Here is a 14,115-nt window from a genome sequence, read left to right on the forward strand (position 1 = left end):
GGTGAGCAAACGTAGCCAACACCGCTGCAACTTTAAATAGGAAGGGGATAATCCGGTTAAATAAACACATACAATCAAATGCAAACGTTTGCACTGCGTCATTCGTAAATAGGTACTTTATTTACCTAATTATTGTGTGTAGAATCAGCCGACGTCATTAGATGTGTATGTTTAATAAACGACTCAGGAACTTGGCTTCATATGTAGATCTCAATAAATTATAACCGCTGTTAGCCCGCACGATCATGCGCTGACTTATACAGAGGTTTTAACGAACAAGAGACTAAATGGCTTGCACGGATTGCTTTTACTACTCACGTACTTAAGAGCAAAACTCTATGAAAACAATCATTTGTAACTCACCACAAAGCTTTTGGGATATGGGAGACCACCAGTTTCTCGAAGGACACAATGTCCACTGCGTATTCCCAGCAAACAGCAAACTACGAGGCTTTATTCTCAGCTCTCAAGACCGCTACAAGATAAAGAATATCTCATTCACTCATGCCTTTGCGTAAATTAGCGCTCGAAAAATAACAGATTCACGCACCAAAAAATGCAGTAAACATTTTCTGGTGCTATACCCAAACTACTTGAAGTTGCAGGTAGGCGGCAAATGAGTGCATCCCCATGAGCATAGATAAACTATGTAATTGGGGTGAACGAATGTAGCCAATACCGCTGTCACTTCAAGTGGAAAGGGTATATTAACTTCAATTAATTCTTTAGCCTTACCACTAAGCCACTCGCGCGCTCAGTTTTGACTCTGATCCCTCGCTTCATGGTTGTCATATCAGCAAATAACATTAATTGTTTCTTAGCCCGTGTGATCCCTGTATAAATAAGCTCTCTGGTTAGGATCGGGCTAAAGTCAGGTGGTAAAATCATCAAGGTTAAATCAAATTCACTGCCTTGTGATTTATGAATGGTCATTGCGTAGGCCGTTTCATGTTCGGGCACTCGGCTTGGTAAAATCGCTTTTACACTGCCGTCAGGTAATTCAAAATAAACTTTTAGACGCTGCTGCTCATCGCTGCTATCGCGCATACAAATCCCAATGTCACCGTTGTAAAGCCCTAAGCCATGATCATTGCGCGTCACCATCACTGGACGGCCGTGATACCACAGCTCATCTTGAGCTTTGATCAGCTTACGCGCAGCTAATGCACGTTCAATGCGTTGGTTTAGCCCGGTAACCCCAAAATCACCTTCCCGAATTGCACATAACAATCGGCATTGATTAAAACAATCAAGCACAGCTTTAGCTTTTTGTGCTTGAGTCTCAGGTACTTTGGTGCTGCTATCAATCACCACCTCATCAATACGAGTCAAATAACGGCCGTATTGTTTAACTAAGGTTTGCAACATGAGGTTGTAGCTTTCGCTACTGAGCGAATGGTGTGTAATATCGGCATAATCGCGTTTGAAGACTTCATCGACCATGGCTAGTTGCCCAGCATTGATCGCTTTAGCAAGCTGACCAATACCGGAACGCGCATCAAAACGATAGCTTTTTTGCAGCATGCACAAACTATCTGAAACATGACTTTCTTGAGTATGAGCATTCAAAGTTAAACGTTGATATCCCGTTAGCTGTGACAATTGCTGGCTATGTAAGCGGCTATAGCCGTAGTCTAAAAATGAGCAAATATCACCCAACACCGCTCCGGCTTCGACTGAAGCAAGCTGATCTTTATCCCCCAGTAGAATCAAGCGCGCGTGTTTGGGTAGTGCATCAACCAATTTGACCATCATCGGCAAATCGACCATTGAGGCTTCATCAACCACCAAAATATCAAGGTGTAATGGGTTGCGCTGATCATGTCGAAATTCAACACTGTTTGGAATCGCCCCCAACAAGCGATGAATAGTACTCGACTCGGTCGGAATCGCAGCTTTGAGCTGCGGTTCGACCGCAAGTTCTGACACTGCTTTACCAATCGATTCAGTTAAACGCGCCGCGGCTTTACCAGTAGGAGCCACTAACTTAATGGTTGGCGTTTCACCGTGTTGCAGGGCTTGAGTAATCAAGGCGGCCAGTAGTTTGGTGACCGTGGTGGTTTTACCGGTTCCCGGCCCGCCAGAAATGACCGCAAAGCGACGAGTTAATGCCACAGCGGCCGCAACTTTTTGCCAATTAACGCACGAAGCCTGCGGAATTAATTCCTCCAATGAATACAATTCACTGACGCTACTAGCCGAGCTAACAACGCGATCAATAGCACTCCAATCGAGCTCATCAACTGCGATAACATCGAGAAAATCACACACCAATTGCTGACGTACTACCGCATTGCTGGTATCGGGTAATTTCACGAGTGCGTTGAACAAGAAATGATACTGGCGAGCAAACAATATATCGAGCAACGATTTGAGCTTTTGTACATCGGTAGGCTTTAAGCTCATTGGTGTTCCAAAGCTTGTTAAACGCTCAGCCAAAGTCACTTCATAATGCCAATAACGGTGCAGGTATAATCGCTGCCCATCAAACATTAATGGTACCGCTTCACCGCGCTCGCCTACCAACGACGACGTTTTCAACAGTTCAAGCCAGTCAATCGTCAGTAATTGTTGATTCAGCAACGTTGCTGCTTCACCAAACAGCCCCAACTTGGCTGCAAGGTCAATGCCTTGCGCTGAGGAAGTTTCCGTTAAAGATAAACAGATATGTCCTTTGGCTAATTCACTGCTTACTACAGCGGCGATAAAACCTAACGCTTCACTTTGCTCTGTGGCGAATTGTTGACGACTTTTTTGCTCAATAAAGCGAGCAAATTGATAATCCAATTGGCGAAGTGAGCCTTTCTCTGCTAGCTGCTTAAGTGTCATCATCAAAGTGAGTTTCATAGATCTAACTCCATTTGACCAGCGTTAGTTGCACGTGCATCAATCACCTCTCCATCAATCAATCTATCCATCTCATCGAGCAGTTCAAAACTGGGCTTGGTTGAGAAAATCCCATGTTCAGACTCACCATCCATGCCGCGTAAAAAGAGATAATAGACGCCACCAAAATGGTTATGATAGTCATAGTTCGCTAAACGACTGCGTAAGAAACGATGCAGTGCTAGCGCATAAATTTGATATTGCAGGTCATAGCGATGATCGGCCATAGCCACTTTTAGACGCTCGCCATGATAAGCCGCCACTTCATTGCCCAAATGATTCGATTTCCAGTCCAATACGTAATACTTACCTTGATGCTCAAACACCAAATCAATAAAGCCTTTCAGCATACCTTGTACGCTATAAAATCCGAGATCTCCCGCTTTCGCTGATAAAGGATCATGGCGCTGAATGACACGGTTCAACGCTGGAGCGGTGAGCACTTCAATCGGCAAGAGGAATTCCATTTCAACCAAACGCTGCTCGGCGCTCTTTTGGTTCAAACGAAGTGTTTTGCCATCTAAGGGCGTATCTAACACCGTATCCACCAGCGTTTGTAATATTGGTAGCCACTCGAGTTCAATTTGCTCTCGTTGCATCAACTCCATGATTACTTGCTGATTGGCATCGCTACTGGCAGGCTCAGTAAATTCGACCTCTTCAAATAATGAGTGTAAAAAAGTGCCTGGCGTTGCACCGCGTGGGAAGGTAAAAATGGAACGTTCAGGCTCAAGTAATAAGGCTTCATCTTGCTCGTCGGCAGAATCGATATCAAAGCCTGAGATTTCAAGGGTCGCGTCATGGTTAACATGTTTCGAGCCTTGTTTGACCAGTCCTGAATAACTGGTAATGCGCCATAAGCGATCAATCTGTGCTTGCAGAGTTTTAGCCGTTAAGAGCGGTGTTGCTCCATCGGATGCTTTAAACATTTGATCCTGTGGAGCGGGCGGCTCTTCAATCACCACTTGCTCATTAACCTGTGCACTCAATGCAGAGCTCAATTGGGCAATACCCGCCTCTTGCCCATTTTGCAGTAAATAGCCTATTGCACTTAAATGGACGCCCGTCGGCTCTTTGGTTGATCGACCATTTCGCAGCGGCGCAATGCCAATAAAACAGCCGTAGACGGCGCGAGTTAATGCCACATAAATTAAGCGTAGATCTTCAGCTAAACGCTCTTTATCGGCTTGCTTAATCGAGGCATCACAGGCCGTAATATCGAGTACGGTTTCATCATTCGCAGCATCATAATATTTGCCCTCACTGGCTTCTCGGTAACTGACCACAAACGGTAAAAAGACCAAGTCATATTCCAAACCTTTTGATTTATGGATGGTGACAATCTGTACCAAATTACGTTCAGATTCCAAACGCTGAATTTGCTCATCACCACCACCTAAGCCATTTTCCGCATCACTGATGGCTTGCGCGAGCCAACGCAGCAAACCGTGGTCACTATCGATTTCTTGGCTCGCTTGTTGTAACAATTCGCCAATGTGCATGAAGTCAGTCAGTGCACGTTCACCGTCCTCTTCTTCAAGCCAACGCTCGGCAATATGGCGCTTACTCATCACACTGCGCAACATCGGCAGCACACCACGCTCAATCCATAATTTGCGATATTCTTTAAATTCGTTAACCGCGTTTTCCCACACCATTTCATCGTTGTTTAAATCATCAAGGCTGGCGGCATCTAAAGCAAAAAGTTGCGAAGCCAAACTGGCACGTAGAGCACGGTCGTTTTCTGGCGTCAGGACCGCTTGCAGCACGCGTTGTAAATCTTGCGCAACGGCACTGCTAAACACGCTGTCTCGGTTCGACAAATACACACTGGCAATACCTTGTTTTGCCAATGCTTCTTTGATCATTCGCCCTTCATTACCAGTTCGCACTAATACCGCAATATCCCCTGCCTGCACGGTTTTCTGCGTTTTCCCATTTTCAAAATACGCTTGCTTTTGTTGTGCTGCTGTCAAAATGGTTTGAATTTGACTTGCGCACGCTTGCGCCATGCATTTGAGGTATTCGCCTTTGGGTAGCGGTTTATCCTCTGTTGCTTGCAACCAATAGGTTAACGCTGGTTGGGCTTTTCCATTAAGCCACCAGTGACGCTTTTCTGCATTCGGGCTCGCGTTGACCGCCAAAAAAGGAATATCCTGGTCGTAAATAAATGGGCTATCGGCTGTGGTGAAAATTTGATTCACCGCCTTAACCATATCAGCGCTTGATCGCCAGTTGGTGCCTAAGGTGTAATGCGCGCTCACTTGTTTTCGCGCTTTAATATAAGTAAAAATATCTGCACCACGAAACGCATAAATAGCCTGCTTGGGGTCACCAATCATAAACAAACCACATTCGGTTTTAGGCAGATAAATACGGCTAAAAATACTGTATTGCAGTGGATCGGTATCTTGGAATTCATCGATCATCGCAACTGGGTAAAGGGTACGAATGCGCTCAGCCAGCAAACCCAGTTCATCGTTATCCATTGCAGCAGAAAGCTGAGTCAACAGATCATCAAACGATAACCACTGCTTTTGTGCCTTCGATTTGGCAAGCATCGCTCGGCAATGAGTAATCGCGTGCGCCAGCAGCGGCGCTTCTATACTGATCGGGATTGCAAGAAAGTCATCAATAGCGGTAAACATTGCATGCTGTGGAGGGTTACCCTTTTTAGATTTAGCATCCAACGCACTTTGAGCAAACTCTTGTAGCTCTGTAGGTACGCTCAGTTCATGGCTCGGATTACTCGCCCACTGCGCCAAGAAAACCAGTCGTTTGTGAAGCGCTTTTTTCGTCGCAGCGTGTAAGTCTGACTCATTGATACACGCTTCAAATTCATCACACACAGCCAACCATTGCAGCTTTAGTGCTTCAACGCGAGAAAGAGACGATTGATAGAGCGCCGCCAAGTCACCTTGCATGGCATCAATGGACAACTTAAGCGGTGAACCCGTTAGGTAGCCGCCTATTTTTTCAAGCAAGACCGCTGGCGATGACCACAAACGGCGAACTTCCGCAGCCAGGTTGATCGGTAACGGATAAAATTGACGGCGCCAATAATCGGCAACTACTTGCGACTTGAGATGGCTTTCATCGGTAACGAATTCATTATTAAAACGACTGCCCGATTCAAAAGCATTTTGGGTTAACATCCGTTGGCAAAAGCCATGAATGGTATAAACAGCGGCTTCATCCATCTGTCTTTCGGCTTGCAGTAAAATTTGAGTCGCTTGTTTATGATCGCTGATGTGCTCCAGCAGCGGTTGGATCACTGGGTCATCACTACAACCACGAGAAAAGGCAATTCGCGCATCATGAATACGGGCACGAATACGGGCACGCAGCTCGGCAGTTGCCGCTTCAGTAAAAGTCACCACTAAAATTTGATCCACCGCCAGAGGTGCTTGGTGGCGTGATTCATCACTCCCATGTCCAAGCAGCAAGCGCAAATACAAACCCGCAATGGTGAAGGTTTTTCCCGTACCAGCCGAGGCTTCAATTAACCTTGCTCCATGCAATGGGAAGGTCATAGTTTCCAGTGGTGTTGCGACTGTTGTCGAGGTCATACTCATAAACGGTTAGCCTTTGAATGCGCAAGCGAGTGTGATCACGCTTGAATAATTGTATGAATAATCGAAAATATTTTATTAATTAAGAAGTTGTGCGATCTTTCTCACGGTTCGCCTTGCTAGCAGCCTTTACCATCCGCGCCACGAGTTGAGTGAACCTACAGAGTTACTTTAACCCACCGAATAATGGTCCCTCTGACCTGTGGCCGTACAGCGAACGCCCTACACAATAATGATTTACTGGCGGCCACCTTGCTTCTTATTACACTGCTCAACACAAACACCAAAGCGATAGTCATAAAAACTAATCACGTTTAGTATCAGCTGCATCTTTGATCCACAACCTTGGACCTTGCATCACTAAACTTGCCAATAGATGCACTTGTTGAGCAAGTTCATCACTCCATTGTGGCCAAATTCGCGCAATATAGACATTACCGCCTTCTCCCGTTGTCATATAACCATCATTAAAACATTCCGCCATTTTCTTCAGCGATTTATCTTGATCCTCAATCCATTTTCCTCGGTTAAAACCCGCTTCAATGCTGGCTAACGCAGTTTTCGGGAAATAGGCTAGTGGCTCAGTCATGCCTTGGTAAAACAGACAAACCAGTTCTGCGAGCAAGCTTTTAGCTTGTTCGGCATCTGGCATTGGTGGGTAGATTAAGTGTTGCGCCCCCTCTTTGCGGTCATAGCCAATCACATGCGTTGGCTGACATTTGCCCATCGCAGCTAAAGCAAGGTGATCGATCCACGCTGCGAGGTAATCTTGCGAACGAATAGCACCGCTGCGGTAACGCACAAGACCAGTTTGGTAATATTTGGTTAACCACCCCGTCAGATGCACACGTTTGCCTTCACCGAGAACATCAAAATATAAGTCTATTTCTTGATCATCAATTGGCGATTGACATAAGAAAGTGATTTTTTCAGCTAAGTCCTGTGCTTGCACACGGTTGGTTTCAAACTCCAACTCACCAAAAGCACCAATCGGTAATTTGCCTTGCGCGCGCTGTTGTTTAGTAAAGTCATCCAGTGCTTGTGGCGAATCTGGATGTTCAAGTAGTACCTCTAACAAGGCGTCACGTAATTGATAGCTTTCAAGGCCGTTTAAAACAAAAGGCTCATCATCTTCCATCACCGGTAGTGGTGGTTCAAAGGTCACTTTTAAGCGACGATTAAAGAAATACTGCACTGGCAAGCGCCAAAAACGTTGCAACTCAACCAGATCCAACTCTAATGGATAGGTTGCATCTAACAAGTAATTATCGAGCGCTCGATTAAATTGACCACTGGCTTGCCCTTGGCGATTGGCCGCAGGTAACCACTCTTTGGCATAGCTGCCCGTTTCACTCAAAAAAGCGTTAGGGCTAAATGGCACCATGGCATGGGTAATCATTAACGCATCTACTAACCTTTGACCAGATTGATCACTGCCGAGTTCTTGATCCCCTTCGAGACAATAGTTTTGTTGGCAATACTCTAAAAGCTCTGATACCAACACCGAGGGAACACGCTCGCTGTTATCTTGAATAGAGCGCCCCACATAGCTGATGTATAACGTCTGCTGCGCCGAGAGCATCGCTTCCAAAAACAGATAACGGTCATCATCACGTCGCGAGCGGTCGCCTGCTCGTGTACGGCCATTCATTAAATCAAATCCTTCCGCTGGCATGGTGCGCGGATAAACACCATCATTCATCCCTAGCAAACAAACTGTTTTAAAAGGGATAGAGCGCATTGGCATTAATGTACAGAAATTGACTTGCCCAGCTAAAAAGCGCTGGCTGACTCGTGTACCTGACAGCTTGTTTTGCAGGTACTGGGTAATAATACTGGGTGCAAGAGCTTGTTCATAACCTGCATCAGTCAGTTGCTCTTTTAGTTGCGACAAGGTATCGCGGATGGACTTGAGCGCCATTTCACCTTCTAACTCAACGCTAAAGAAACCTTCAAGCACCTCACCAAGTACAGTTCGCCACTCGTCCACAGCTTGGGTTTGAGCCAGTCGTTCGCGATAATGACTCACTTGCTCAATAAAGTACGCGAGTTTACCAGCAAGTTCCGCGCCCATCCCTTGCACTTCATTGTAAGGCGCCAGTGCACACTCATCTTGCTCAAAAAGCCCTACAGATTCTGGCATCGCGTAGCCGAGCAACATACGTTCAATGCCAAACTGCCATGTATTTTGCTCTGTGTGTGGCAATTCAAATTGTTGCGCCGTGGCTGCGTTAAGCCCCCAACGAATACCCGACTCTTCCACCCACAGTTTAGCTTGAGCAAATTCATGTTCATCCAACGCAAATTTTGCCATCATGGCTGGCGTTTCTAATAGCTCAAGCAGCTCTGACGCTAGGCAGCGTGAGTGCGGCAAATTGACTAACTGCATTAATGCGGCCAAGATCGGGCTTTCTTGATCGGCACTGCGATCCGAAATGGAATAAGGAATAAAGCGCTCGCCCGGTGCGTTACCAAATACCGCAGCAATGGCTGGGCTGTAGGCGTTGATATCCGCCACCATCACAATAATATCGCGTGGTTTCAGTTCAGGATCGCTATCAAACATCGCCAGCAGTTGGTCATGCAACACTTCTACTTCACGCATTGGGCTATGGCAAGCATGAAGGGTTAAGGAAGGATCACCTAGGGCAATCACTTGCTTATGGGTGCTACTTTCAAGCCTGTCATCGTCTTGATGTTCTTCTAAATGTAAAATATCGGCGTGCAGTTGATGCAATAAACTGTCACGTGGCACATCGATAAAAAAGTCATGCTCTTCGTTTTCAGTTTGAGACAGTAAATAAAGGTTATCACGCCCCAATTTGCCCATCGACGCTAATAAGCCATTGCCCACCGCCGCTTCAGTATGCAGTTCATCCACAAGGTTAGCTTCAATATCACCTTTGAGTGGCGAACGCTCACCTTCAAATCGAACATCACTGCCTTGTAAGGCAAACTGTTTACGCTGCTGACTTTGCAGTTTGGCGAGGGTTTTTCGGTCGCGAATTTCCCCCCAGTAGTGTTGGCAGGGGTTGGTAAACATGAGATGTACATCGATATGTTCACCTAAAGCTTTAAGCGCATCCATATAGCGCGGCGGCAGGGAGGAAATGCCAAAGATGAACAAGCGTTTAGGTAGTGTGGAGATATCCAAAGCACCACTTGCTAATTGCTCAATAAAACTTTTATATAAATTGGCGCGGTGATAATGCGACTGACCTTGTTCTAATGTGTATTGGTATAAGGCTTGCCACAGCATAGGTTGCCATGGGTGTTCATCACCTAACTCGCTGACCGTTTCCCCGGCTTCCCACTTGGCAATCCAGTCGGGGCGATACACTAAATAACCATCAAAAATATCGGCTATTTTTTCTGCCAGTTGATACAACTTCGATTGGTCTTCATCATCGTCAAGATAACGTTGTAAAGGCGCAAATTCGGCGTGAGTGAGCAGCGTTGGCAGCAAGTGCATCAACTTCCACGTCATGGCTTCTTTGTTGAATGCACTGCGCTTTGGCACATTAGGCAGTACTTTAGTAAACATATCCCAAATAAAGGTCGCTGGTAGCGGAAACTCAAGATTGGCTGCAACACCTAAATCTTTAGCCAGTGCCATTTTGAGCCACTGCGACATCCCAGGGCTTTGTACCAAAATCTGCTCTTTTTCAAATGGATTAACCAGCGGCGCATTTTTAATTAAATGCACTAACAAAATTTTTAAAGTATCGACTTTATTGGAATGGTAAACAGTAAACAAAATGCACTCACGCTTTTCTCGCCGTAATTAGGACTGAGATTAGCATAAGTGCATTCTATACTTGAGATTTTTATCTTTTGGATTACTTAAATTGCTGGCTATTTCATCTGGCAATCGAGTTGGTGTTTATCCAACCTCTCTAACTCATCAGTGCTGTTCAGCAATACGCGATGAGGTTGATAGAAATGCAGATAACGAATCGCCACATAACCCACAACCAATGTTGCTACTATCAGTTCTATGTCAGCTAAACCATGCACTTGTTGAACATATTCAGCATTCATACCGATGCTTTCCATCCAATGCGCCATTTTAAACAACGCGGTTGCACCAATCACCATTGGGAAGGTAAACGCGGCATAACCTGGGCTGAAAGGTAAACGTAGTAATTTAAAAAAGGCTAAGTAAATGATCGCGGTCATCAATACCGCGATGCCAAATAACAAAGCAATGATCACTGGCGATGGGTTTGCTGTGACCGTTAAATAACCAGCTAAAGATAAACTTGCCGGTGCGGCCAATATCGCTATGGTTGGTTTTGCGGCATCAGGAATTTCATGACGAAACATAAAACGATAAATCATGATCGGTAACATCACCGCATAAGTGGCTAAACCAAATACCAACGTGCCGTGGGCAATGGGAGCAAGCGCAGGGTTGCCAGAGAAAGCAACGTCAGCCACCACCATACCAACTGGTGGCACAAACCAGCTTGGCACCATGTGGTGAAGCTCAAAAACTTTGGCACGATGGTACAAAAAACTCACCAAGAAGATAATGTGCAAAGCCACCGCAAATAGCCATAATGCGTCCCCCGCCATTGGGTAAAAATGGCCAAGTGAATTAGAGATAATCATCACCCCCATCGCGAAAGTAGGAACCACACCGCCGACGACCGGGTGTGCGAGATCTTGACGTAATAAGTGGCTATGAAATAGAAACTTGATCGCTAGAATTACGATCAAAATACTTGCAACACTGGCGCCCAACCATTGGCCGTAACCGTTCAATGTAGTGAAGTTTTCCCAGCACCATCCTAAGCTCGCAATCCCTAGCGCTAAACCCGCCATTGGTGTTGGGGCTCCCATCACTTTTGCTTTAGCTACTTGAATCATATTGACCTCTTATTAACACTGACGAACTTACTACTTAATGTCGCCATCATACGCTTGCACTTTGTTCTAATATATCTAAATATATGGAACACACGTTCATATAAACTAAACGATCATTATGGCTGCTAATATCTCGTTAAAACAACTCAAAGTCTTTACCGCTATCACTCAGCATAAAACGTTAACGGAGGCTGCCAATGCACTTTTTTTATCGAAAGCTGCGGTCAGCATGGCGCTATCTGAATTGGAAAAGCAGCTCGGGCATGCGCTGTTCGACCGGGTCAATAACCGCCTAATCCTTAATCAAGAGGGGCAAAAATTACTGCCACTAGCGGATGAATTACTCAACCGAGCCAATAGCATCCAACAATTATTTGATGGTGAACAAGCCCTGTCAGGCAAACTTCGTATTGGCGCAAGTGATACGATTGGCAACCATGTTGCGCCATACTTGCTCAGTGCTTTTCGAGCAGAAACGGAGCATTTATCACAAAGTTTGTTTATATCTAATTCGGCTTTGATTTGCCAAAAGTTAGTTGACTATGAACTGGACATTGCATTGATCGAAGGAAAAACCTTGCATCCTGAATTAATGTCAACTCAGTTTAGCCAAGACAAAATGTGCATCATCTGCGCCACTGATCATCCGCTGGTGCAAAAAACTAAAATAACGTTAAGTGATTTTGAACATAGCGAATGGGTTCTGCGTGAAGCCGGTTCTGGTTCCAGAGAATTCTTCTTACGTACCGTCGCCCCCCGACTGGAACAGTGGTATGAAGCATTTGAACTCAATACAACAGAAGCCTTGATCAACAGTGTATCTGCAGGCCTCGGCTTAGGGTGTTTATCGACACTAGCAGCCCATTCAGCAGTGCAACATGGGCGAGTAAAAATGCTCAAGGTACCACTGGATATGAAGCGCCGTTTCTGGCTTTTAGTACATAAAGAAAAATACCAAAGTCCGCTGTTAAAACGCTTCATCGAATTTTGCCATACTCAAAACCTCCACCATTAGTTAAGGCCGAGTAGATAGTGACCATCCACCTCTCACTTTTCTCTCATCGCCTAGACTTCAGTGATTAAAAGCTGTATAAACAGCCAGTGGAATTTACGACTAAGTTAGAGGATTAACCATGGCTGTAATCGTCAAGTACGTGGTGGAACGCAACGGAGAAGAAAAGATGACTTTTACCTCTAAAGCAGATGCTGACGCTTATGACAAAATGCTCGATATGGCAGATGAGCTTTTCGAACTGCTGGGTAAAAGTGAACTGCTAGAAGATGAAGCGAAGCAAGAAGAACTTGCCATGTTCCTAGCACACAACAAAGAAGAAGTGCTTTATGCGTTGGGTGCAAAACGTAAACCTGCACCAGCAAAACCAAAAGCGGTGAAGGCAGCGAAAAACGAAACGCCTGAAGAAGACGCAGCTTAACTCTCTTTATCTTTGCTCAAACCGCTGGACGACCAGCGGTTTTTTATTTCCATCTAAAGAAATATATCGGTAAAAAGACAAAACGTATCGTTTTACGGACTTTCTCCCCTTTTGCCCTTTCCACCCTCTTCTCCACTCTTTATGATGTTTGACAAGTGAATTGACAGCGCAGTGATGATGCTCAACTCATCAACATACTGCGCTCCTATAATTGCAACATGGAGATATAAGATGGCTTACTTTGCACTTGCCTTTGGTACGGCAACGAAAAACCGTGATGGAAAAATCATTGAAGCATTTTTCCCAGCCCCAGTTCTAAACCCAAGTGATAAGTTCGTTAGCGCACTTGCGCAAATCGCTGGTTACAACGAAGGCAACCAAGCCATTGAAATTTCAGCGACACAAAGCGCACAACTCGCAACTGCTTTTGCCGACAACGGCGATAGCCAAAATGCGGCGTTTGCCGATAAAGCAGCAAACTCAGAACAACCATTGGTGCTTGTGATTTTAGCCACTGACGCTCAATCTCAATCGATTGCTGAAGGCTTCTTGAAACTGCAACTTATCTCTCACCGTTTAGTTCAGCCACACGGCACAATACTGGACGGCATCTTCGGTCTACTGCACAACATCGCATGGACTAATGAGGGCCCTATCGACCTGCCAGAGCTAGCAGATCGTCAAATCGAAGCTCGCCTTGCTGGTCGTGCATTAACCGTAGATTGCGTAGACAAGTTCCCTAAAATGGTGGACTACGTGGTCCCAACTGGCATTCGTATTGCTGATACATCACGCGTTCGCCTTGGCGCACACGTGGGTGAAGGCACGACCGTGATGCACGAAGGTTTCATTAACTTCAACGCAGGTACCACTGGAGTGAGCATGGTTGAAGGTCGTATCTCTGCTGGCGTAGTAGTTGGTAACGGCTCTGACATCGGCGGCGGCGCATCGATTATGGGAACGCTTTCTGGTGGCGGTAAAGTAGTGGTCTCTATCGGTGAAAACTCTCTGCTTGGCGCAAATGCAGGTTTGGGCTTCCCGCTAGGTGATCGTTGTACTGTTGAATCAGGCCTATACGTGACGGCAGGAACGAAAGTACGCATGCTCGATAACCAAGGGAACGAAGTAGAAATCATTAAAGCACGTGACCTTGCTGGTGTGTCTGATTTGCTGTTCCGCCGTAACTCGATTACGGGCCAAATTGAGTGTCTTGCGAATAAATCTGCCGTTGAACTCAACAGCATGCTGCACAGCAATAACTGATCAATTCCCCATCACAAATAATGAAAAAGGCTTGGTACATCACCAAGCCTTTTTTCTGAGCGCTTTATTTACACTGCCTCTAAAAATGC

The 14,115-nt window shown here is 45.6% G+C and carries 8 protein-coding genes; 4 read left to right on the forward strand and 4 right to left on the reverse strand.

Annotated elements, in window-relative coordinates:
- Positions 1 to 338 precede the first annotated feature (338 nt).
- The gene (locus AACW06_RS05380) at positions 339 to 518 is read left to right on the forward strand and encodes a hypothetical protein (protein WP_192074309.1); all 180 of its coding nucleotides are present in this window, start codon (positions 339 to 341) and stop codon (positions 516 to 518) included.
- Positions 519 to 717: 199 nt separating this feature from the next.
- Here AACW06_RS05380 and recD read toward each other — a convergent pair whose 3' ends face one another.
- From recD to AACW06_RS05400, 4 genes are all read right to left on the reverse strand, one after another.
- Positions 718 to 2,847, reverse strand: coding sequence for an exodeoxyribonuclease V subunit alpha (gene recD, locus AACW06_RS05385; protein ID WP_192074310.1), 2,130 nt, complete (start codon positions 2,845 to 2,847; stop codon positions 718 to 720).
- Complete coding sequence (gene recB, locus AACW06_RS05390; protein ID WP_192074311.1) at positions 2,844 to 6,461, reverse strand: exodeoxyribonuclease V subunit beta; 3,618 nt, start codon at positions 6,459 to 6,461, stop codon at positions 2,844 to 2,846. Before recB ends, recD begins: the two co-directional genes overlap by 4 nt.
- Positions 6,462 to 6,762: 301 nt before the next feature.
- On the reverse strand, positions 6,763 to 10,215 hold the full coding sequence (gene recC / locus AACW06_RS05395) for an exodeoxyribonuclease V subunit gamma (protein WP_192074312.1): 3,453 nt from the start codon (positions 10,213 to 10,215) through the stop codon (positions 6,763 to 6,765).
- Positions 10,216 to 10,313: 98 nt separating this feature from the next.
- Positions 10,314 to 11,330: a TDT family transporter gene (locus AACW06_RS05400; RefSeq protein ID WP_192074313.1), complete on the reverse strand. Its 1,017-nt coding sequence runs from the start codon at positions 11,328 to 11,330 to the stop codon at positions 10,314 to 10,316.
- A gap of 118 nt (positions 11,331 to 11,448) precedes the next feature.
- Between AACW06_RS05400 and AACW06_RS05405 the strand changes: the two genes are divergently transcribed.
- The 3 genes from AACW06_RS05405 to dapD all read left to right on the forward strand — a co-directional run bounded on the left by AACW06_RS05405 (position 11,449) and on the right by dapD (position 14,026).
- Positions 11,449 to 12,345 carry a LysR family transcriptional regulator gene (locus tag AACW06_RS05405; RefSeq protein WP_192074314.1) on the forward strand — a complete coding sequence of 299 codons (897 nt, stop codon included), beginning with the start codon at positions 11,449 to 11,451 and terminating at the stop codon, positions 12,343 to 12,345.
- Between the two features lie 118 nt (positions 12,346 to 12,463).
- Entirely contained in the window at positions 12,464 to 12,763 is a 300-nt protein-coding gene (locus AACW06_RS05410) for a YebG family protein (protein ID WP_168521212.1), read from the forward strand.
- A 231-nt stretch (positions 12,764 to 12,994) separates the two neighbouring features.
- The gene (gene dapD, locus AACW06_RS05415; protein WP_192074315.1) at positions 12,995 to 14,026 is read left to right on the forward strand and encodes a 2,3,4,5-tetrahydropyridine-2,6-dicarboxylate N-succinyltransferase; all 1,032 of its coding nucleotides are present in this window, start codon (positions 12,995 to 12,997) and stop codon (positions 14,024 to 14,026) included.
- Positions 14,027 to 14,115 lie beyond the last annotated feature (89 nt).

It is taken from the genome of Vibrio sp. S12_S33 (genome assembly GCF_963889785.1).
Taxonomy (GTDB): Bacteria; Pseudomonadota; Gammaproteobacteria; order Enterobacterales; family Vibrionaceae; genus Vibrio; species Vibrio aestuarianus.